This window comes from Escherichia sp. Lx600-2 (assembly GCF_036662595.1).
GTDB classification, from domain to species: domain Bacteria; phylum Pseudomonadota; class Gammaproteobacteria; order Enterobacterales; family Enterobacteriaceae; genus Escherichia; species Escherichia coli.
In genome coordinates, this window is the sequence record NZ_JAYQWM010000010.1 from 35388 (window position 1) to 56379 (window position 20992).

A 20992-nucleotide genomic window follows, 5' to 3' on the forward strand; every position below is an offset into this window, starting at 1 on the left:
AGGCTTATAAGGAACCTCCATGTCCAGCTTGATCAATAACGCCATGAGCGGACTGAACGCGGCCCAGGCGGCGTTAAATACGGCAAGTAATAATATCTCCAGCTATAACGTTGCCGGATATACCCGCCAAACCACTATTATGGCGCAGGCCAATAGCACGTTGGGTGCTGGCGGCTGGGTTGGCAATGGTGTCTACGTTTCTGGTGTGCAGCGCGAGTATGATGCGTTTATTACCAACCAGTTACGTGCGGCGCAGACGCAAAGTAGCGGCCTGACTGCCCGCTATGAGCAGATGTCGAAAATCGACAATATGCTCTCCACCAGTACCTCTTCGCTGGCAACACAGATGCAGGATTTCTTCACCAGCCTGCAAACGCTGGTGAGTAACGCGGAAGACCCGGCAGCGCGCCAGGCGCTGATTGGGAAATCAGAAGGGTTGGTGAATCAGTTTAAAACCACCGATCAGTATCTTCGCGACCAGGACAAACAGGTCAATATCGCGATAGGTGCCAGCGTTGATCAGATCAACAATTACGCTAAACAAATCGCCAGCCTGAACGATCAAATCTCCCGCCTGACAGGCGTGGGGGCAGGGGCGTCACCTAACAATCTGCTGGATCAACGCGATCAACTGGTGAGCGAATTAAACCAGATTGTTGGTGTAGAAGTCAGCGTGCAGGATGGCGGCACTTATAACATCACGATGGCCAATGGTTACTCACTGGTTCAGGGAAGTACGGCTCGGCAACTGGCGGCAGTTCCTTCCAGCGCTGACCCTTCTCGTACGACTGTCGCTTACGTTGATGGGACGGCAGGCAATATTGAGATCCCGGAGAAATTGCTGAATACCGGGTCGCTGGGCGGCATTCTGACATTCCGTTCTCAGGATCTGGACCAGACGCGTAATACGCTTGGACAACTGGCGCTGGCATTTGCTGAGGCTTTCAACACCCAACACAAAGCCGGATTTGATGCCAACGGCGATGAGGGTGAAGATTTATTTGCTATCGGTAAGCCCGCGGTTCTGCAAAACACTAAAAACAACGGTAACGTTGCGATCGGTGCCACGGTAACTGATGCCTCCGCGGTACTGGCGACAGATTACAAAATCTCGTTCGATAATAATCAGTGGCAGGTCACCCGCCTTGCCAGCAATACCACTTTTACGGTGACGCCGGATGCCAACGGTAAAGTGGCATTTGATGGTCTGGAGTTGACGTTTACAGGAACGCCTGCCGTTAACGACAGCTTCACGCTGAAACCAGTAAGTGACGCCATCGTCAACATGGATGTATTAATCACCGACGAAGCGAAAATAGCGATGGCGAGCGAAGAAGATGCGGGTGATAGCGACAACCGCAACGGTCAGGCCCTGCTGGATCTGCAAAGCAACAGTAAAACGGTGGGCGGTGCGAAATCCTTTAACGACGCTTATGCCTCGTTAGTGAGTGATATTGGTAATAAAACCGCGACGTTGAAAACCAGTAGCACCACGCAAGGTAATGTGGTGACGCAGCTTTCCAATCAGCAGCAGTCGATTTCCGGTGTCAATCTCGATGAGGAGTATGGAAATCTGCAACGTTTTCAGCAGTATTACCTGGCGAATGCGCAGGTTCTGCAGACGGCAAACGCGATTTTTGATGCACTGATTAACATTCGCTAAGGGGAGATAAAATGCGTTTCAGTACCCAGATGATGTACCAGCAAAACATGCGCGGCATCACCAATTCTCAGGCAGAATGGATGAAGTACGGCGAGCAGATGTCGACGGGTAAGCGAGTCGTTAACCCTTCAGACGATCCCATTGCTGCATCACAAGCTGTTGTTCTCTCCCAGGCACAGGCGCAAAACAGCCAGTACACGCTGGCACGTACTTTCGCCACTCAAAAAGTGTCACTGGAAGAGAGTGTACTTAGCCAGGTCACCACTGCTATCCAGAATGCTCAGGAAAAAATTGTCTACGCCAGCAATGGCACCTTGAGTGACGATGACCGGGCCTCGCTGGCTACGGATATTCAGGGGCTTCGTGACCAGTTGCTGAATCTGGCGAACACCACTGACGGTAATGGGCGCTACATTTTTGCCGGTTATAAAACAGAGACTGCGCCGTTTAGTGAGGCTAACGGTGATTATGTCGGCGGAACAGAAAGTATTAAGCAACAGGTCGATGCTTCGCGTTCGATGGTGATAGGACATACGGGCGACAAAATTTTCGACAGTATTACCAGTAACGCGGTAGCGGAACCAGACGGTAGCGCTTCTGAAACCAATCTTTTTGCCATGCTGGATAGCGCCATCGCAGCCCTGAAAACGCCGGTCGCGGATAGCGAAGCGGATAAAGAAACCGCCGCTGCGGCGTTAGATAAAACCAACCGCGGACTGAAAAACTCGCTGAACAATGTGCTGACCGTTCGCGCGGAATTAGGCACGCAGCTGAACGAACTGGAGTCGCTGGATTCATTAGGTAGCGATCGCGCATTAGGGCAAACGCAGCAGATGAGCGATCTGGTTGATGTGGACTGGAATGCAACTATTTCATCTTACATCATGCAGCAAACGGCATTGCAGGCATCGTATAAAGCATTTACCGATATGCAGGGATTGTCGCTCTTCCAGCTCAACAAATAAGCTCGCTTTAAAACATATCATGAAACTGGGTATGTTTTGTCTGCCTGCTCTGGGATCGCCGGGGCGGGCATTTTTTTGCCTATTTTGCATTGTTGGTTAGCAAGGATGCCATTCGATGAATTTTAATATGTTGATTCAAAGATGAAATAAAAAAGCCCTGGCAGTTACCAGGGCTTGATTAATTGAGCTAATTATTACTCAACAGGTTGCGGACGCGCAGGAGCGGCAGATGCATGATGCGTTGCCGTATGACCACCTGCGGCACCTTTACCTTCGAAGGCGAAAGTAGGGCGCTGCCAGTCACTGTGACGCGGTGCCTCCGGAACATATTCCGGTGCCGGAGCGCGCGTCATCGGCGCGGTAGCGTGGTTATGCTCAACGGTGACCTCAGGTTCAACCGCTGCTACCGTTTCAACTTCTGCTGCGACTTCAGCGACGACTGGCGCGGCAGGTTGAGCAACAACTTCAGGTTCAGCAACTACAACCTCAGCAGTTTCGGCAACTTCTTCAATATCTGCCGTCTCTTCCTGCGGTTCAACCACCGGTTCTGCGTGTTCTGCAACTTCCTGGGCTACGGCAACATCAGACTCGGTAATCACCTGCGGCTGTTCAGTTATCGCGGCGGCAATTACTTCAGGATGCGTCGTTTCAACCACTTCCGGTTGCGGTTCGGCAATCTGAACGGGGGCTTCTACGACTTCAGCCACTTCTTCAACAACTGGCGCGCTAAGAACCGGTTCGACAGCGGCGGCGACAGGGACCTCAGTCACCATCGGCTGCACTTGCACTTCTTCCTGTTCGCGCTGCTCTTCAACCTGTACATCTTGTGGACGTACAATCGGATAGCGGATCCAGACTTTGCCAGAGGCCAGTTCCGGAGACGCGCACGCTACGGTCAACGGCATTGGCGATTGGGTTGGATAACGCTCGTCACGATAGCGACGACGACGCTGACCACTCACGCGCAGGTGACGAGGCGAGCGGCGAGAACGACGCGGCATGCCACCGTTGTCACGGTTATCAGCATTGTTCTCTTCTTGCTGTTCTGGTGCAGTTTGCGCTACGACTGGCAGCGGGACTTTCACCAGTTCTATGCGTGGAGCTGGCGCTTCCTGAACAATTGGTTCGGCAGCGACAGTTTCTTCAGCCACCGGTGCGACTACCGTTTCTTCGGCTACGCTTTGCTCGTAACGCACTTTCTGATTGAGCTGACGCTGTTTACGACGCGGCTGAACCGGACGTACACGTTCTTCCTGTTCGGTTTCCTGAACAGATTGCTCTTCAACATTCAGCGCCTTCGCTTCTTGTTGCGCCTGACGTTTATCATCGTTACGGCGGCGGCTACGTTCACGACGCGGCGCTTGCTGCTCGTCGGCGGTACGCGCTTTTTCCGTTACCTCAGCCTGCTGACGGCTCTCACGCGTCTCGGCAGTCTGCTGCTGTGCCTGGCGACGATTACGACGGTTTTCTTCGCGATTATCGCTGCCTTCAGTACGTTCACTACGGGTGTCGCGGCGCTCATTACGGTCACGGCGGTTGTTCTGACGAGGCTTGCGACGATCCTGTTGACGTTCCGGTTTCGCTTCTGCTTTCGGTGCTGGTTGCTCGGTCGGTTTGGTTTCTTCACCACCGCTGAACAGCGCTTTCAGTGCGCCGAAGAAGCGGCTCAACAGCCCCGGTTGTGCAGGAGTTGCTGGTGTTGCCGGTGCAGCTTTCGGTGCTGGGGCTACAACAGGCGCGGCAGGTTCAGCTGGCGTTGGCGCTGGCGGCACATCCGGCATGGCAAAGGTTGCCAGCGCAGGTTGTTCCGGACGCTTACGTTCAGCGAACTCTTCTTCAGACGGCAGCGCCATCGCTTCTTCATGCAGCTTCGGCAGCATGTAGCTTAAGGTTGGGGTTTCTTCCCCTTTACGCACGCGCAGCACGTGGTAGTGCGGGGTTTCCATCTGATCGTTTGGCACAATTACACAGCGCACACCGTCCTGACGAGTTTCAATGGCATTTACCGCAGAACGTTTTTCATTCAGCAGGTAAGAAGCGATTGGCACAGGAACAATGGCGTGAACTTCCTGGGTGTTCTCTTTCAGCGCTTCTTCTTCGATCAGACGCAGAATAGAGAGCGACAGCGATTCGTTGTCACGCACGGTGCCAGTACCAGAACAACGCGGACAAACGTGATGACTGGATTCACCCAGTGATGGGCTCAGGCGCTGGCGGGACATTTCCAGCAGGCCAAAGCGAGAAATATGGCTGATTTGAATACGCGCACGGTCCTGACGCACCGCTTCACGCAGACGGTTTTCTACCGCACGCTGGTGGCGTACTGGCGTCATGTCGATGAAGTCGATAACAATCAGGCCGCCGAGGTCACGCAGGCGCAGCTGACGAGCAATCTCATCGGCGGCTTCGAGGTTGGTGTTAAACGCAGTTTCTTCGATGTCGCCGCCGCGGGTCGCGCGTGCGGAGTTGATGTCGATGGCTGTTAACGCTTCGGTGCTGTCGATAACAATCGAACCACCGGATGGCAGACGGACTTCACGCTGGAAGGCGGACTCGATCTGCGACTCGATCTGGTAGTGGCTGAACAGCGGGATCTCGCCGGTGTACAGTTTGATTTTGCTGCTGAAATCCGGGCGACCTAATGCAGCGATATGCTGACGTGCCAGTTCGAGCACTTTCGGGTTATCGATAAGGATTTCGCCGATGTCCTGACGTAAGTAATCGCGGAATGCGCGAACGATTACGTTGCTCTCCTGATGAATCAGGAACGGGGCCGGGCGGCTTTCAGCGGCTTTTTTGATGGCTTCCCAGTGTTTCAGACGGAAGCTTAAATCCCATTGCAGCGCCTCAGCAGATTTGCCGACGCCAGCGGTGCGCACGATAAGCCCCATGCCTTCCGGCAGTTCAAGGCTTGCCAGTGCTTCTTTTAATTCGGTACGGTCGTCGCCTTCGATACGGCGAGAAATGCCACCCGCGCGCGGGTTGTTCGGCATCAGAACCAGATAGCTACCCGCCAGACTGATAAAGGTGGTTAATGCCGCGCCTTTGTTGCCGCGCTCTTCTTTATCGATCTGAACAATGACCTCCTGACCTTCACGCAACACATCTTTAATGTTGGGACGACCATGAGCACTGTAGTTAGCAGGGAAATATTCGCGGGCAATTTCTTTTAGTGGGAGGAAACCGTGACGTTCAGCGCCGTAATCAACAAAAGCAGCTTCCAGACTCGGTTCAATGCGGGTGATTTTACCTTTGTAGATGTTTGCCTTTTTCTGCTCGTGCCCTGGACTTTCGATATCCAGGTCATACAGACGCTGCCCATCTACAAGGGCAACGCGCAACTCTTCCTGCTGAGTTGCGTTGATTAACATTCTTTTCATCGTAACTTACTCATTATTCTTACATTGACGACTAAGCTGCGGGCAAAGTAACGCCTTTCCGGGTGTGAACCGATGGCCTCGTGTCTAGTCGCGTCGCCAACCTCACGGTTATCGTCAGCTCAAAGAGGCGCAGAGTGTCGGTTGCCCGTTTTTCATGCGGAAAAACAGCGCAATTATCAAAGAAACAGACTGGGTATTACTCTCCAGAAATATTTCCATCTACCGGTAAGGACTGCAACCCGCAGCCCGCTAACTGCCTGAAAGATCAATACGTCTTACGCCATTGCTGCGTGGATGATCGGTCGGGCAAAATGGGTTATTCCGTAAAATTTCTTGTTTTAACAAGGATGGACACGGAAACGGCCTCATTATTCCACTGCAAGCCTTGTTATAGCAAGATGACTTTTACCATTTATCACCCGCTTACTCACAGTTTTTTCACTTCTTGCTGGTGATTGGTTTAATAACCATCAATAAAGTGATCACGTAGTGAAGTAATAAGGTGTAAAACTAAATATAAGCATAGAAAAATGAGTGGCGCGAATCCTGTTGGCTAATTAGAATCGCCCACCATGAAAACAGAGACTCCATCCGTAAAAATTGTTGCTATCACCGCTGACGAAGCGGGGCAACGTATCGATAACTTTTTGCGTACCCAATTGAAAGGCGTACCAAAAAGTATGATTTACCGTATTTTGCGTAAAGGCGAAGTGCGGGTGAACAAAAAACGTATTAAGCCTGAATATAAACTCGAAGCGGGTGATGAGGTGCGTATCCCACCGGTTCGCGTTGCTGAGCGGGAAGAAGAGGCGGTTTCACCACATCTGCAAAAGGTGGCGGCGCTGGCGGACGTCATCTTATATGAAGATGATCATATCCTGGTGCTGAATAAACCTTCCGGTACGGCGGTACATGGCGGCAGCGGTTTAAGCTTCGGCGTTATTGAAGGTTTGCGGGCGTTGCGCCCGGAAGCGCGGTTCCTTGAACTGGTTCATCGTCTCGACCGGGACACTTCAGGTGTGTTGCTGGTAGCGAAAAAACGCTCGGCGTTGCGTTCTCTGCATGAGCAATTACGTGAAAAAGGGATGCAAAAAGATTACCTGGCGCTGGTGCGCGGTCAGTGGCAGTCGCATGTGAAGAGCGTTCAAGCGCCGTTATTGAAAAATATTCTGCAAAGCGGCGAACGTATCGTGCGTGTCAGTCAGGAAGGCAAACCGTCGGAAACACGCTTTAAAGTGGAAGAACGCTATGCATTTGCCACCCTGGTGCGTTGTAGCCCGGTAACAGGGCGTACTCATCAGATCCGTGTGCATACACAGTATGCAGGTCATCCGATTGCCTTTGACGATCGCTACGGTGACCGTGAATTTGACAGACAGCTCACTGAAGCAGGCACGGGATTAAATCGTCTGTTCCTGCACGCCGCAGCGTTGAAGTTTACCCATCCGGGGACCGGTGAGGTGATGCGTATCGAAGCGCCGATGGATGATGGTTTGAAGCGTTGTTTGCAAAAGCTGCGTAACGCGCGCTAATACAAGCATATAAACCTGATAATGGGCGGTTGGCCTGATAAGGCGTTTACGCCGCATCAGGCCGCCAGCACCGATTGCCGGATGCGAAGTAACCACATCCGGCGCAAAAAACTATCCCATCAGCGGGTTTTTCCCTTCCCGACGTAACATCTGACACAGCGCGATTAGCGGTAAACCAACCAGCGTGTTAGGATCACGCCCCTCTAAACGCTCAAACAGAGTAATGCCAAATCCTTCACTCTTAAAGCTACCCGCGCAGTGCAGGGGATGCTCTTTACGCACGTAATTATCAATCTCCGCCTCGCTCAGGTGACGGAAATGGACGTCAAAAGGCTCCACTTCTGTTTGTAGATGCCCATTCGCCGAATTAAACAACGCCAGTCCAGTATAGAAAGTGACGATATTGCCGCTGGCTTTGCGTAATTGCAGACGGGCATTTTCTTCCGTTAACGGTTTACCGGTGATTTCGCCATCAAGAACACATACCTGGTCTGAACCAATAATTAAATGATCCGGATAACGTGACGCCAGAGATTGCGCTTTTTCTTGTGCCAGTCGAAGCACCAACTGTCGCGGTGATTCGTCGCTGCGTGGGGTTTCGTCGACCTCGGGTGCTGCACATTCAAAAGAGATTTGCAGTTTTTCCAGAAGAGCGCGACGCCATGGCGAGGTGGAGGCTAAAATAAGTTTAGGCATATTTTTTTCCATCAGATATAGCGTATTGATGATAGCCATTTTAAACTATGCGCTTCGTTTTGCAGGTTGATGTTCGTTATCAGCACTGAACGAAAATAAAGCAGTAACCCGCAATGTGTGCGAATTATTGGCAAAAGGCAACCACAGGCTGCCTTTTTCTTTGACTCTATGACGTTACAAAGTTAATATGCGCGCCCTATGCAAAAGGTAAAATTACCCCTGACTCTCGATCCGGTTCGTACGGCTCAAAAACGCCTTGATTACCAGGGTATCTATACCCCTGATCAGGTTGAGCGCGTCGCCGAATTCGTAGTCAGTGTGGACAGTGATGTGGAATGCTCCATGTCGTTCGCTATCGATAACCAACGTCTCGCAGTGTTAAACGGCGATGCGAAGGTGACGGTAACGCTCGAGTGTCAGCGTTGCGGGAAGCCGTTTACTCATCAGGTCTACACAACGTATTGTTTTAGTCCTGTGCGTTCAGACGAACAGGCTGAAGCACTGCCGGAAGCGTATGAACCGATTGAGGTTAACGAATTCGGTGAAATCGATCTGCTTGCAATGGTTGAAGATGAAATCATCCTCGCCTTGCCGGTAGTTCCGGTGCATGATTCTGAACACTGTGAAGTGTCCGAAGCGGACATGGTCTTTGGTGAACTGCCTGAAGAAGTGCAAAAGCCAAACCCATTTGCCGTATTAGCCAGCTTAAAGCGTAAGTAATTGGTGCTCCCCGTTGGATCGGGGATAAACCGTAATTGAGGAGTAAGGTCCATGGCCGTACAACAGAATAAACCAACCCGTTCCAAACGTGGCATGCGTCGTTCCCATGACGCGCTGACCGCAGTCACCAGCCTGTCTGTAGACAAAACTTCTGGTGAAAAACACCTGCGTCACCACATCACTGCCGACGGTTACTACCGCGGCCGCAAGGTCATCGCTAAGTAATCACGCGTCTGCGTGATGAAGCTTAGTGAGGATTTTCCCCAGGCAACTGGGGAAAGACCAAACCGGGCGGCGACGATACCTTGACACGTCTAACCCTGGCGTTAGATGTCATGGGAGGGGATTTTGGTCCTTCCGTGACAGTGCCTGCAGCATTGCAGGCACTGAATTCTAATTCGCAACTCACTCTTCTTTTAGTCGGCAATCCCGACGCCATCACGCCATTATTTGCTAAAGCTGACTTTGAACAACGTTCGCGTCTGCAGATTATTCCTGCGCAGTCAGTTATCGCCAGTGATGCCCGGCCTTCGCAAGCTATCCGCGCCAGTCGTGGGAGTTCAATGCGCATGGCCCTGGAGCTGGTGAAAGAAGGTCGAGCGCAAGCCTGTGTCAGTGCCGGTAATACCGGGGCACTGATGGGGCTGGCAAAATTATTACTCAAGCCCCTGGAGGGGATTGAGCGTCCGGCGCTGGTGACGGTATTACCGCATCAGCAAAAGGGCAAAACGGTGGTCCTCGATTTAGGGGCCAACGTCGATTGTGACAGCACAATGTTGGTGCAATTTGCCATTATGGGCTCAGTTCTGGCTGAAGAGGTGGTGGAAATTCCCAATCCTCGCGTGGCGTTGCTCAATATTGGTGAAGAAGAAGTAAAGGGTCTCGACAGTATTCGGGATGCCTCAGCGGTGCTTAAAACAATCCCTTCTATCAATTATATCGGCTATCTTGAAGCCAATGAGTTGTTAACTGGCAAGACAGATGTGCTGGTTTGTGACGGCTTTACAGGAAATGTCACATTAAAGACGATGGAAGGTGTTGTCAGGATGTTCCTTTCTCTGCTGAAATCTCAGGGTGAAGGGAAAAAACGGTCGTGGTGGCTACTGTTATTAAAGCGTTGGCTACAAAAGAGCCTGACGAGGCGATTCAGTCACCTCAACCCCGACCAGTATAACGGCGCCTGTCTGTTAGGATTGCGCGGCACGGTGATAAAAAGTCATGGTGCAGCCAATCAGCGAGCTTTTGCGGTCGCGATTGAACAGGCAGTGCAGGCGGTGCAGCGACAAGTTCCTCAGCGAATTGCCGCTCGCCTGGAATCTGTATACCCAGCTGGTTTTGAGCTGCTGGACGGTGGCAAAAGCGGAACTCTGCGGTAGCAGGACGCTGCCAGCGAACTCGCAGTTTGCAAGTGACGGTATATAACCGAAAAGTGACTGAGCGTACATGTATACGAAGATTATTGGTACTGGCAGCTATCTGCCCGAACAAGTGCGGACAAACGCCGATTTGGAAAAAATGGTGGACACCTCTGACGAGTGGATTGTCACTCGTACCGGTATCCGCGAACGCCACATTGCCGCGCCAAACGAAACCGTTTCAACCATGGGCTTTGAAGCGGCGACACGCGCAATTGAGATGGCGGGCATTGAGAAAGACCAGATTGGCCTGATCGTTGTGGCAACGACTTCTGCTACGCACGCTTTCCCGAGCGCAGCTTGTCAGATTCAAAGCATGCTGGGCATTAAAGGTTGCCCGGCATTTGACGTTGCAGCAGCCTGCGCAGGTTTCACCTATGCATTAAGCGTAGCCGATCAATACGTGAAATCTGGGGCGGTGAAGTATGCTCTGGTCGTCGGTTCCGATGTACTGGCGCGCACCTGCGATCCAACAGATCGTGGGACTATTATTATTTTTGGCGATGGCGCGGGCGCTGCGGTGCTGGCTGCCTCTGAAGAGCCGGGAATCATTTCCACCCATCTGCATGCCGACGGTAGTTATGGTGAATTGCTGACGCTGCCAAACGCCGACCGCGTGAATCCAGAGAATTCAATTCATCTGACGATGGCGGGCAACGAAGTCTTCAAGGTTGCGGTAACGGAACTGGCGCACATCGTTGATGAGACGCTGGCGGCGAATAATCTTGACCGTTCTCAACTGGACTGGCTGGTTCCGCATCAGGCTAACCTGCGTATTATCAGTGCAACGGCGAAAAAACTCGGTATGTCTATGGACAATGTCGTGGTGACGCTGGATCGCCACGGTAATACCTCTGCGGCCTCTGTCCCGTGCGCGCTGGATGAAGCTGTACGTGACGGGCGCATTAAGCCGGGGCAGTTGGTTCTGCTTGAAGCCTTTGGCGGTGGATTCACCTGGGGCTCCGCGCTGGTTCGTTTCTAGGATAAGGATTAAAACATGACGCAATTTGCATTTGTGTTCCCTGGACAGGGTTCTCAAACCGTTGGAATGCTGGCTGATATGGCGGCGAGCTATCCAATTGTCGAAGAGACGTTTGCTGAAGCTTCTGCGGCGCTGGGCTACGACCTGTGGGCGCTGACCCAGCAGGGGCCAGCTGAAGAACTGAATAAAACCTGGCAAACCCAGCCAGCGCTGTTGACTGCCTCTGTTGCGCTGTACCGCGTATGGCAGCAGCAGGGCGGTAAAGCACCGGCAATGATGGCCGGTCACAGCCTGGGGGAATACTCCGCGCTGGTTTGCGCTGGTGTGATTGATTTCGCTGATGCGGTGCGTCTGGTTGAGATGCGCGGCAAGTTCATGCAAGAAGCCGTACCGGAAGGAACGGGCGCTATGGCGGCAATCATCGGTCTGGATGATGCGTCTATTGCGAAAGCGTGTGAAGAAGCTGCAGAAGGTCAGGTCGTTTCTCCGGTAAACTTTAACTCTCCGGGACAGGTGGTTATTGCCGGTCATAAAGAAGCGGTTGAGCGTGCTGGCGCTGCCTGTAAAGCTGCGGGCGCAAAACGCGCTCTGCCGTTACCAGTGAGCGTACCGTCTCACTGTGCGCTGATGAAACCAGCAGCCGACAAACTGGCAGTAGAATTAGCGAAAATCACCTTTAACGCACCAACAGTTCCTGTTGTGAATAACGTTGATGTGAAATGCGAAACCAATGGTGATGCCATTCGTGACGCACTGGTACGTCAGTTGTATAACCCGGTTCAGTGGACGAAGTCTGTTGAGTACATGGCAGCGCAAGGCGTAGAACATCTCTATGAAGTCGGCCCGGGCAAAGTGCTTACTGGCCTGACGAAACGCATTGTCGACACCCTGACCGCCTCGGCGCTGAACGAACCTTCAGCGATGGCAGCGGCGCTCGAGCTTTAAAAGAGGAAAATCATGAATTTTGAAGGAAAAATCGCACTGGTAACCGGTGCAAGCCGCGGAATTGGCCGCGCAATTGCTGAAACACTCGCAGCCCGTGGCGCGAAAGTTATTGGCACTGCGACCAGTGAAAATGGCGCTCAGGCGATCAGTGATTATTTAGGTGCCAACGGCAAAGGTCTGATGTTGAATGTGACCGACCCGGCATCTATCGAATCTGTTCTGGAAAAAATTCGCGCAGAATTTGGTGAAGTGGATATCCTGGTCAATAATGCCGGTATCACTCGTGATAACCTGTTAATGCGAATGAAAGATGAAGAGTGGAACGATATTATCGAAACCAACCTTTCATCTGTTTTCCGTCTGTCAAAAGCGGTAATGCGCGCTATGATGAAAAAGCGTCATGGTCGTATTATCACTATCGGTTCTGTGGTTGGTACCATGGGAAATGGCGGTCAGGCCAACTACGCTGCGGCGAAAGCGGGCTTGATCGGCTTCAGTAAATCACTGGCGCGCGAAGTTGCGTCACGCGGTATTACTGTAAACGTTGTTGCTCCGGGCTTTATTGAAACGGACATGACACGTGCGCTGAGCGATGACCAGCGTGCGGGTATCCTGGCGCAGGTTCCTGCGGGTCGCCTCGGCGGCGCACAGGAAATCGCCAACGCGGTTGCATTCCTGGCATCCGACGAAGCAGCTTACATCACGGGTGAAACTTTGCATGTGAACGGCGGGATGTACATGGTCTGACCGCGATTTGCACAAAATGCTCATGTTGCGCGCAGTCTGCGTGGTTATGAGTAATAATTAGTGCAAAATGATTTGCGTTATTGGGGGGTAAGGCCTCAAAATAACGTAAAATCGTGGTAAGACCTGCCGGGATTTAGTTGCAAATTTTTCAACATTTTATACACTACGAAAACCATCGCGAAAGCGAGTTTTGATAGGAAATTTAAGAGTATGAGCACTATCGAAGAACGCGTTAAGAAAATTATCGGCGAACAGCTGGGCGTTAAGCAGGAAGAAGTTACCAACAATGCTTCTTTCGTTGAAGACCTGGGCGCGGATTCTCTTGACACCGTTGAGCTGGTAATGGCTCTGGAAGAAGAGTTTGATACTGAGATTCCGGACGAAGAAGCTGAGAAAATCACCACCGTTCAGGCTGCCATTGATTACATCAACGGCCACCAGGCGTAAGTGAACATCTCCAGGCGGTCGTTCGACCGCCTGAGTTTTATCTTTTTGTCCCACTAGAATCATTTTTTCCCTCCCTGGAGGACAAACGTGTCTAAGCGTCGTGTAGTTGTGACCGGACTGGGCATGTTGTCTCCTGTCGGCAATACCGTAGAGTCTACCTGGAAAGCTCTGCTTGCCGGTCAGAGTGGCATCAGCCTAATCGACCATTTCGATACTAGCGCCTATGCAACGAAATTTGCTGGCTTAGTAAAGGATTTTAACTGTGAGGACATTATCTCGCGCAAAGAACAGCGCAAGATGGATGCCTTCATTCAATATGGAATTGTCGCTGGCGTTCAGGCCATGCAGGATTCTGGCCTTGAAATAACGGAAGAGAACGCAACCCGCATTGGTGCCGCAATTGGCTCCGGGATTGGCGGCCTCGGACTGATCGAAGAAAACCACACATCTCTGATGAACGGTGGTCCACGTAAGATCAGCCCATTCTTCGTTCCGTCAACGATTGTGAACATGGTGGCAGGTCATCTGACTATCATGTATGGCCTGCGTGGCCCAAGCATCTCTATCGCGACCGCCTGTACTTCCGGCGTGCACAACATTGGCCATGCTGCGCGTATTATCGCGTATGGCGATGCTGACGTGATGGTTGCAGGTGGCGCAGAGAAAGCCAGTACGCCGCTGGGTGTTGGTGGTTTTGGCGCGGCACGTGCATTATCTACCCGCAATGATAACCCGCAAGCGGCGAGCCGCCCGTGGGATAAAGAGCGTGATGGCTTCGTACTGGGCGATGGTGCCGGTATGCTGGTACTTGAAGAGTACGAACACGCGAAAAAACGCGGTGCGAAAATTTACGCTGAACTCGTCGGCTTTGGTATGAGCAGCGATGCTTATCATATGACGTCACCGCCAGAAAATGGCGCAGGCGCAGCTCTGGCAATGGCAAATGCTCTGCGTGATGCAGGCATTGAAGCGAGTCAGATTGGCTACGTTAACGCGCACGGTACTTCTACGCCGGCTGGCGATAAAGCTGAAGCGCAGGCGGTGAAAACCATCTTCGGTGAAGCTGCAAGCCGTGTGTTGGTAAGCTCCACGAAATCTATGACCGGTCACCTGTTAGGTGCGGCGGGTGCAGTAGAATCTATCTACTCCATCCTGGCGCTGCGCGATCAGGCTGTTCCGCCAACCATCAACCTGGATAACCCGGATGAAGGTTGCGATCTGGATTTCGTACCGCACGAAGCGCGTCAGGTTAGCGGAATGGAATACACTCTGTGTAACTCCTTCGGCTTCGGTGGCACTAATGGTTCTTTGATCTTTAAAAAGATCTAAATTGTCATTTTCCACCCTTATAAAAGGTCCGCTTGCGGGCCTTTTTTCTTAGCTTTTATTCCGACTTGTTCCGTAGTGAACATGCTGCCACACTAACAATTCTCTGATAAGGAGCCGGTATGTTCTTAATTAACGGTCATAAGCAGGAATCGCTGGCAGTAAGCGATCGGGCAACGCAGTTTGGTGATGGTTGTTTTACCACCGCCAGAGTTATCGACGGTAAAGTCAGTTTGTTATCGGCGCATATCCAGCGACTACAGGATGCTTGTCAGCGGTTGATGATTTCCTGTGACTTCTGGCCTCAGCTTGAACAAGAGATGAAAACGCTGGCAGCAGAACAGCAAAATGGTGTACTGAAAGTCGTGATCAGTCGCGGTAGTGGCGGGCGAGGGTACAGCACATTGAACAGTGGACCGGCAACGCGGATTCTCTCCGTTACGGCTTATCCTGCACATTACTACCGTTTGCGTAACGAGGGGATGACGTTGGCGCTAAGCCCGGTGCGGCTGGGGCGCAATCCTCATCTTGCAGGTATTAAACATCTTAATCGGCTTGAGCAAGTATTGATTCGCTCTCATCTTGAGCAGACAAACGCTGATGAGGCGCTGGTCCTTGACAGCGAAGGGTGGGTTACGGAATGCTGTGCGGCTAATTTGTTCTGGCGGAAGGGCAACGTAGTTTATACGCCGCGACTGGATCAGGCAGGTGTTAACGGCATTATGCGACAATTCTGTATCCGTTTGCTGGCACAATCCTCTTATCAGCTTGTCGAAGTGCAAGCTTCTCTGGAAGAGGCGTTGCAGGCAGATGAGATGGTTATTTGTAATGCGTTAATGCCAGTGATGCCCGTACGTGCCTGTGGCGATGTCTCCTTTTCGTCAGCAACGTTATATGAATATTTAGCCCCACTTTGTGAGCGCCCGAATTAGTCATGAAAAAAGTGTTATTGATAATCTTGTTATTGCTGGTGGTACTGGGTATCGCCGCTGGTGTGGGCATCTGGAAGGTTCGCCATCTTGCCGACAGCAAGTTGCTTATCAAAGAAGAGACGATATTTACCCTGAAGCCAGGGACCGGACGTCTGGCGCTAGGTGAACAGCTTTATACCGATAAGATCATCAATCGCCCACGGGTTTTTCAATGGTTGCTGCGTATCGAACCGGATCTTTCTCACTTTAAAGCCGGGACTTACCGCTTTACACCGCAGATGACCGTGCGCGAGATGCTGAAATTGTTGGAAAGCGGTAAAGAAGCCCAGTTCCCGCTGCGACTGGTAGAAGGGATGCGTTTGAGCGACTACCTCAAGCAATTGCGTGAGGCTCCGTATATCAAGCACACGCTGAGTGACGATAAGTACGCCACCGTAGCGCAGGCACTTGAACTGGAAAACCCGGAGTGGATTGAAGGTTGGTTCTGGCCAGACACCTGGATGTATACCGCCAATACTACCGATGTCGCGTTACTCAAGCGAGCGCACAAGAAAATGGTGAAAGCGGTCGATAGCGCCTGGGAAGGGCGTGCGGACGGTCTGCCTTATAAAGATAAAAATCAGCTGGTGACGATGGCATCAATTATCGAAAAAGAAACCGCCGTTGCCAGTGAACGCGATCAGGTTGCCTCGGTATTTATCAACCGTTTACGCATTGGTATGCGCCTGCAGACCGACCCGACCGTGATTTACGGGATGGGAGAGCGTTATAATGGCAAACTTTCTCGTGCAGACCTGGAAACGCCGACAGCGTATAACACCTATACCATTACCGGTTTGCCGCCAGGTGCGATAGCTACGCCGGGGGCGGATTCGCTGAAGGCTGCTGCGCATCCGGCAAAAACGCCGTATCTCTATTTTGTGGCCGATGGTAAAGGTGGTCACACGTTTAATACCAATCTTGCCAGTCATAACAAGTCTGTGCAGGATTATCTGAAAGTGCTTAAGGAAAAAAATGCGCAGTAAGTATATCGTCATTGAGGGGCTGGAAGGCGCAGGCAAAACTACCGCGCGTAATGTGGTGGTTGAGACGCTCGAGCAACTGGGTATCCGCGACATGGTTTTCACTCGGGAACCTGGCGGTACGCAACTTGCCGAAAAGTTAAGAAGCCTGGTGCTGGATATCAAATCGGTAGGCGATGAAGTCATTACCGATAAAGCCGAAGTTCTGATGTTTTATGCCGCGCGCGTTCAACTGGTAGAAACGGTCATCAAACCTGCGCTGGCTAACGGCACCTGGGTGATTGGCGATCGTCACGATCTCTCCACTCAGGCGTATCAGGGCGGAGGACGTGGTATTGACCAACATATGCTGGCAACACTGCGTGATGCTGTTCTCGGGGATTTTCGCCCCGACTTAACGCTCTATCTCGATGTTACCCCGGAAGTTGGCTTAAAACGCGCGCGTGCGCGCGGCGAGCTGGATCGTATTGAGCAAGAGTCTTTCGATTTCTTTAATCGCACCCGCGCCCGCTATCTGGAACTGGCTGCACAAGATAAAAGTATTCATACCATTGATGCCACCCAGCCGCTGGAGGCCGTGATGGATGCAATCCGCACTACCGTGACCCACTGGGTGAAGGAGTTGGACGCATGAGATGGTATCCATGGTTACGACCTGATTTCGAAAAACTGGTAGCCAGCTATCAGGCCGGAAGAGGTCACCATGCGCTACTCATTCAGGCGTTACCGGGCATGGGCGATGATGCTTTAATCTACGCCCTGAGCCGTTATTTACTCTGCCAACAACCGCAGGGCCACAAAAGTTGCGGTCACTGTCGTGGATGTCAGTTGATGCAGGCTGGCACGCATCCCGATTACTACACCCTGGCTCCCGAAAAAGGGAAAAATGCGCTGGGCATTGATGCGGTACGTGAGGTCACCGAAAAGCTGAATGAGCACGCACGCTTAGGTGGTGCGAAAGTTGTCTGGGTAACCGATGCTGCCTTACTAACCGACGCCGCGGCTAACGCATTGCTGAAAACGCTTGAAGAGCCACCAGCAGAAACCTGGTTTTTCCTGGCTACCCACGAGCCTGAACGTTTACTGGCAACATTACGTAGTCGTTGTCGGTTACATTACCTTGCGCCGCCGCCGGAACAGTACGCCGTGACCTGGCTTTCACGCGAAGTGACAATGTCACAGGATGCATTACTTGCCGCATTGCGCTTAAGCGCCGGTTCGCCTGGCGCGGCACTGGCGTTGTTTCAGGGAGATAACTGGCAGGCTCGTGAAACATTGTGTCAGGCGTTGGCATATAGCGTGCCATCGGGCGACTGGTATTCGCTGCTGGCGGCCCTTAATCATGAACAAGCTCCGGCGCGTTTACACTGGCTGGCAACGTTGCTGATGGATGCGCTAAAACGCCATCATGGCGCTGCGCAGGTGACCAATGTTGATGTGCCGGGCCTGGTCGTCGAACTAGCAAACCATCTTTCTCCCTCGCGCCTGCAGGCTATACTGGGGGATGTTTGCCACATTCGTGAACAGTTAATATCTGTCACAGGCATCAACCGCGAGCTTCTCATCACCGATCTTTTACTGCGTATTGAGCATTACCTGCAACCGGGCGTTGTGCTACCGGTTCCTCATCTTTAAGAGAGACATCATGTTTTTAGTCGACTCACACTGCCATCTCGATGGTCTGGATTATGAATCTTTGCATAAGGACGTGGATGACGTTCTGGCGAAAGCCGCCGCACGCGATGTGAAATTTTGTCTGGCAGTCGCCACAACATTACCGGGTTATTTACACATGCGGGATCTGGTAGGCGAACGTGACAACGTCGTATTTTCTTGTGGCGTGCATCCACTCAACCAGAATGATCCCTACGATGTAGAAGATTTACGCCGTCTGGCGGCAGAAGAGGGTGTTGTAGCGCTGGGTGAAACCGGGCTGGATTATTATTACACACCGGAAACTAAAGTACGTCAGCAAGAGTCCTTCATCCATCATATCCAGATTGGTCGTGAACTGAACAAGCCGGTTATCGTCCATACCCGTGACGCCCGCGCCGATACGCTGGCAATTCTGCGCGAAGAAAAAGTGACGGATTGCGGTGGCGTACTACACTGTTTTACAGAGGACAGAGAAACGGCGGGCAAATTACTGGATCTCGGATTTTACATCTCCTTTTCCGGCATTGTGACCTTCCGTAATGCGGAGCAACTGCGCGATGCTGCGCGTTATGTCCCCCTGGATCGGTTACTGGTGGAAACTGACTCACCTTACCTTGCGCCGGTACCGCATCGAGGAAAAGAGAATCAACCTGCGATGGTTCGTGACGTTGCAGAATACATGGCTGTGTTGAAAGGTGTTGCCGTTGAAGAACTGGCGCAGGTAACCACCGATAACTTCGCCCGTCTGTTTCACATCGACGCTTCCCGCCTTCAATCCATCCGTTGAATGAGTTTTTTTAAAGCTCGTAATTAATGGCTAAAACGAGTAAAGTTCACCGCCGAAAATTGGGCGGTGAATAACCACGTTTGAAATATTGTGACATATGTTTTGTCAAAATGTGCAACTTCTCCAATGATCTGAAGTTGAAACGTGATAGCCGTCAAACAAATTGGCACTGAATTATTTTACTCTGTGTAATAAATAAAGGGCGCTTAGATGCCCTGTACACGGCGAGGCTCTCCCCCCTTGCCACGCGTGAGAACGTAAAAAAAGCACCCATACTCAGGAGCACTCTCAATTATGTTTAAGAATGCATTTGCTAACCTGCAAAAGGTCGGTAAATCGCTGATGCTGCCGGTATCCGTACTGCCTATCGCAGGTATTCTGCTGGGCGTCGGTTCCGCGAATTTCAGCTGGCTGCCCGCCGTTGTATCGCATGTTATGGCAGAAGCAGGCGGTTCCGTCTTTGCAAACATGCCACTGATTTTTGCGATCGGTGTCGCCCTCGGCTTTACCAATAACGATGGCGTATCCGCGCTGGCCGCAGTTGTTGCCTATGGCATCATGGTTAAAACCATGGCCGTGGTTGCGCCACTGGTACTGCATTTACCTGCTGAAGAAATCGCCTCTAAACACCTGGCGGATACAGGCGTACTCGGAGGGATTATCTCCGGTGCGATCGCAGCGTACATGTTTAACCGTTTCTACCGTATTAAGCTGCCTGAGTATCTTGGCTTCTTTGCCGGTAAACGCTTTGTGCCGATCATTTCTGGCCTGGCTGCCATCTTTACTGGCGTTGTGCTGTCCTTCATTTGGCCGCCGATTGGTTCTGCAATCCAGACCTTCTCTCAGTGGGCTGCTTACCAGAACCCGGTAGTTGCGTTTGGCATTTACGGTTTCATCGAACGTTGCCTGGTACCGTTTGGTCTGCACCACATCTGGAACGTACCTTTCCAGATGCAGATTGGTGAATACACCAACGCAGCAGGTCAGGTTTTCCACGGCGACATTCCGCGTTATATGGCGGGTGACCCGACTGCGGGTAAACTGTCTGGTGGCTTCTTGTTCAAAATGTACGGTCTGCCAGCTGCCGCAATTGCTATCTGGCACTCTGCTAAACCAGAAAACCGCGCGAAAGTGGGCGGTATTATGATCTCCGCGGCGCTGACCTCGTTCCTGACCGGTATCACCGAGCCGATCGAGTTCTCCTTCATGTTCGTTGCGCCGATCCTGTACATCATCCACGCGATTCTGGCAGGCCTGGCATTCCCAATCTGTATTCTTCTGGGGATGCGTGACGGTACGTCGTTCTCGCACGGTCTGATCGACTTCATCGTTCTGTCTGGTAACAGCAGCAAACTGTGGCTGTTCCCGATCGTCGGTATCGGTTATGCGATTGTTTACTACACCATCTTCCGCGTGCTGATTAAAGCACTGGATCTGAAAACGCCGGGTCGTGAAGACGCGACTGAAGATGCAAAAGCGACAGGTACCAGCGAAATGGCACCGGCTCTGGTTGCTGCATTTGGTGGTAAAGAAAACATTACTAACCTCGACGCATGTATTACCCGTCTGCGCGTCAGCGTTGCTGATGTGTCTAAAGTGGATCAGGCCGGCCTGAAGAAACTGGGCGCAGCGGGCGTAGTGGTTGCTGGTTCTGGTGTTCAGGCGATTTTCGGTACTAAATCCGATAACCTGAAAACCGAGATGGATGAGTACATCCGTAACCACTAATCCGTAAGACGTTGGGGAGACTAAGGCAGCCAGATGGCTGCCTTTTTTA

At 51.9% G+C, this 20992-nt stretch carries 19 protein-coding genes; 17 read left to right on the forward strand and 2 right to left on the reverse strand.

Going from position 1 to position 20992, the window contains the following annotated elements; genetic code table 11:
- Positions 1–19: 19 nt before the first annotated feature.
- Entirely contained in the window at positions 20–1663 is a 1644-nt protein-coding gene (gene flgK, locus OQV04_RS05800) for a flagellar hook-associated protein FlgK (protein WP_032280736.1), read from the forward strand.
- A gap of 11 nt (positions 1664–1674) precedes the next feature.
- The gene (flgL, locus tag OQV04_RS05805) at positions 1675–2628 is read left to right on the forward strand and encodes a flagellar hook-associated protein FlgL (protein ID WP_001212776.1); all 954 of its coding nucleotides are present in this window, start codon (positions 1675–1677) and stop codon (positions 2626–2628) included.
- A 194-nt stretch (positions 2629–2822) separates the two neighbouring features.
- Here the strand turns inward: flgL and rne are convergent, their stop codons facing one another.
- Positions 2823–6008 (reverse strand): ribonuclease E, encoded by a 3186-nt coding sequence (gene rne / locus OQV04_RS05810; RefSeq protein WP_274446609.1) that lies wholly within the window; start codon positions 6006–6008, stop codon positions 2823–2825.
- A 572-nt stretch (positions 6009–6580) separates the two neighbouring features.
- On the opposite strand from rne, the gene rluC reads away from it, so the two are divergent.
- The gene (gene rluC / locus OQV04_RS05815) at positions 6581–7540 is read left to right on the forward strand and encodes a 23S rRNA pseudouridine(955/2504/2580) synthase RluC (protein WP_000846342.1); all 960 of its coding nucleotides are present in this window, start codon (positions 6581–6583) and stop codon (positions 7538–7540) included.
- A gap of 111 nt (positions 7541–7651) precedes the next feature.
- Here the strand turns inward: rluC and yceF are convergent, their stop codons facing one another.
- Positions 7652–8236, reverse strand: a complete 585-nt coding sequence (gene yceF / locus OQV04_RS05820; RefSeq protein ID WP_001125202.1) for a 7-methyl-GTP pyrophosphatase — start codon at positions 8234–8236, stop codon at positions 7652–7654.
- Positions 8237–8434: 198 nt separating this feature from the next.
- Between yceF and yceD the strand changes: the two genes are divergently transcribed.
- The 14 genes from yceD (at position 8435) to ptsG (ending at position 20943) form a co-directional block, all read left to right on the forward strand.
- Positions 8435–8956, forward strand: coding sequence for a 23S rRNA accumulation protein YceD (gene yceD, locus OQV04_RS05825; protein ID WP_247806655.1), 522 nt, complete (start codon positions 8435–8437; stop codon positions 8954–8956).
- A 51-nt stretch (positions 8957–9007) separates the two neighbouring features.
- On the forward strand, positions 9008–9181 hold the full coding sequence (gene rpmF, locus OQV04_RS05830) for a 50S ribosomal protein L32 (RefSeq protein WP_000290727.1): 174 nt from the start codon (positions 9008–9010) through the stop codon (positions 9179–9181).
- 80 nt (positions 9182–9261) lie between these two features.
- Positions 9262–10332: a phosphate acyltransferase PlsX gene (gene plsX / locus OQV04_RS05835; protein WP_332641603.1), complete on the forward strand. Its 1071-nt coding sequence runs from the start codon at positions 9262–9264 to the stop codon at positions 10330–10332.
- Positions 10333–10399: 67 nt separating this feature from the next.
- A complete protein-coding gene (gene fabH / locus OQV04_RS05840) occupies positions 10400–11353 on the forward strand; it encodes a beta-ketoacyl-ACP synthase III (protein ID WP_000288132.1) in 954 nt (317 codons plus the stop codon).
- Positions 11354–11368: 15 nt separating this feature from the next.
- On the forward strand, positions 11369–12298 hold the full coding sequence (gene fabD / locus OQV04_RS05845; protein ID WP_000191372.1) for an ACP S-malonyltransferase: 930 nt from the start codon (positions 11369–11371) through the stop codon (positions 12296–12298).
- A gap of 12 nt (positions 12299–12310) precedes the next feature.
- The gene (gene fabG, locus OQV04_RS05850; RefSeq protein ID WP_001008535.1) at positions 12311–13045 is read left to right on the forward strand and encodes a 3-oxoacyl-ACP reductase FabG; all 735 of its coding nucleotides are present in this window, start codon (positions 12311–12313) and stop codon (positions 13043–13045) included.
- A 210-nt stretch (positions 13046–13255) separates the two neighbouring features.
- Complete coding sequence (gene acpP / locus OQV04_RS05855) at positions 13256–13492, forward strand: acyl carrier protein (protein ID WP_000103754.1); 237 nt, start codon at positions 13256–13258, stop codon at positions 13490–13492.
- Between the two features lie 87 nt (positions 13493–13579).
- Positions 13580–14821 (forward strand): beta-ketoacyl-ACP synthase II, encoded by a 1242-nt coding sequence (gene fabF / locus OQV04_RS05860; RefSeq protein WP_000044679.1) that lies wholly within the window; start codon positions 13580–13582, stop codon positions 14819–14821.
- Positions 14822–14940: 119 nt separating this feature from the next.
- A complete protein-coding gene (gene pabC, locus OQV04_RS05865) occupies positions 14941–15750 on the forward strand; it encodes an aminodeoxychorismate lyase (protein ID WP_000478688.1) in 810 nt (269 codons plus the stop codon).
- Positions 15751–15752: 2 nt separating this feature from the next.
- Entirely contained in the window at positions 15753–16775 is a 1023-nt protein-coding gene (yceG, locus tag OQV04_RS05870; protein WP_032280739.1) for a cell division protein YceG, read from the forward strand.
- Entirely contained in the window at positions 16765–17406 is a 642-nt protein-coding gene (tmk, locus tag OQV04_RS05875; RefSeq protein WP_001257000.1) for a dTMP kinase, read from the forward strand. Before yceG ends, tmk begins: the two co-directional genes overlap by 11 nt.
- Positions 17403–18407 (forward strand): DNA polymerase III subunit delta', encoded by a 1005-nt coding sequence (holB, locus tag OQV04_RS05880; RefSeq protein ID WP_001267908.1) that lies wholly within the window; start codon positions 17403–17405, stop codon positions 18405–18407. The genes tmk and holB overlap by 4 nt, the downstream gene beginning before the upstream one ends.
- Positions 18408–18417: 10 nt before the next feature.
- On the forward strand, positions 18418–19215 hold the full coding sequence (locus OQV04_RS05885) for a metal-dependent hydrolase (protein ID WP_000480245.1): 798 nt from the start codon (positions 18418–18420) through the stop codon (positions 19213–19215).
- A gap of 294 nt (positions 19216–19509) precedes the next feature.
- A complete protein-coding gene (ptsG, locus tag OQV04_RS05890) occupies positions 19510–20943 on the forward strand; it encodes a PTS glucose transporter subunit IIBC (RefSeq protein WP_000475719.1) in 1434 nt (477 codons plus the stop codon).
- Positions 20944–20992: the final 49 nt, after the last annotated feature.

Bases quoted from the DNA above. Each gene is read 5' to 3' on its own strand.
- flgK (WP_032280736.1), top strand. From the start codon at position 20: ATGTCCAGCTTGATCAATAACGCCATGAGCGGACTGAACGCGGCCCAG.
- flgL (WP_001212776.1), top strand. From the start codon at position 1,675: ATGCGTTTCAGTACCCAGATGATGTACCAGCAAAACATGCGCGGCATC.
- rne (WP_274446609.1), bottom strand. From the start codon at position 6,008: ATGAAAAGAATGTTAATCAACGCAACTCAGCAGGAAGAGTTGCGCGTT.
- rluC (WP_000846342.1), top strand. From the start codon at position 6,581: ATGAAAACAGAGACTCCATCCGTAAAAATTGTTGCTATCACCGCTGAC.
- yceF (WP_001125202.1), bottom strand. From the start codon at position 8,236: ATGCCTAAACTTATTTTAGCCTCCACCTCGCCATGGCGTCGCGCTCTT.
- yceD (WP_247806655.1), top strand. From the start codon at position 8,435: ATGCAAAAGGTAAAATTACCCCTGACTCTCGATCCGGTTCGTACGGCT.
- rpmF (WP_000290727.1), top strand. From the start codon at position 9,008: ATGGCCGTACAACAGAATAAACCAACCCGTTCCAAACGTGGCATGCGT.
- fabH (WP_000288132.1), top strand. From the start codon at position 10,400: ATGTATACGAAGATTATTGGTACTGGCAGCTATCTGCCCGAACAAGTG.
- fabD (WP_000191372.1), top strand. From the start codon at position 11,369: ATGACGCAATTTGCATTTGTGTTCCCTGGACAGGGTTCTCAAACCGTT.
- fabG (WP_001008535.1), top strand. From the start codon at position 12,311: ATGAATTTTGAAGGAAAAATCGCACTGGTAACCGGTGCAAGCCGCGGA.
- acpP (WP_000103754.1), top strand. From the start codon at position 13,256: ATGAGCACTATCGAAGAACGCGTTAAGAAAATTATCGGCGAACAGCTG.
- pabC (WP_000478688.1), top strand. From the start codon at position 14,941: ATGTTCTTAATTAACGGTCATAAGCAGGAATCGCTGGCAGTAAGCGAT.
- yceG (WP_032280739.1), top strand. From the start codon at position 15,753: ATGAAAAAAGTGTTATTGATAATCTTGTTATTGCTGGTGGTACTGGGT.
- tmk (WP_001257000.1), top strand. From the start codon at position 16,765: ATGCGCAGTAAGTATATCGTCATTGAGGGGCTGGAAGGCGCAGGCAAA.
- holB (WP_001267908.1), top strand. From the start codon at position 17,403: ATGAGATGGTATCCATGGTTACGACCTGATTTCGAAAAACTGGTAGCC.
- OQV04_RS05885 (WP_000480245.1), top strand. From the start codon at position 18,418: ATGTTTTTAGTCGACTCACACTGCCATCTCGATGGTCTGGATTATGAA.
- ptsG (WP_000475719.1), top strand. From the start codon at position 19,510: ATGTTTAAGAATGCATTTGCTAACCTGCAAAAGGTCGGTAAATCGCTG.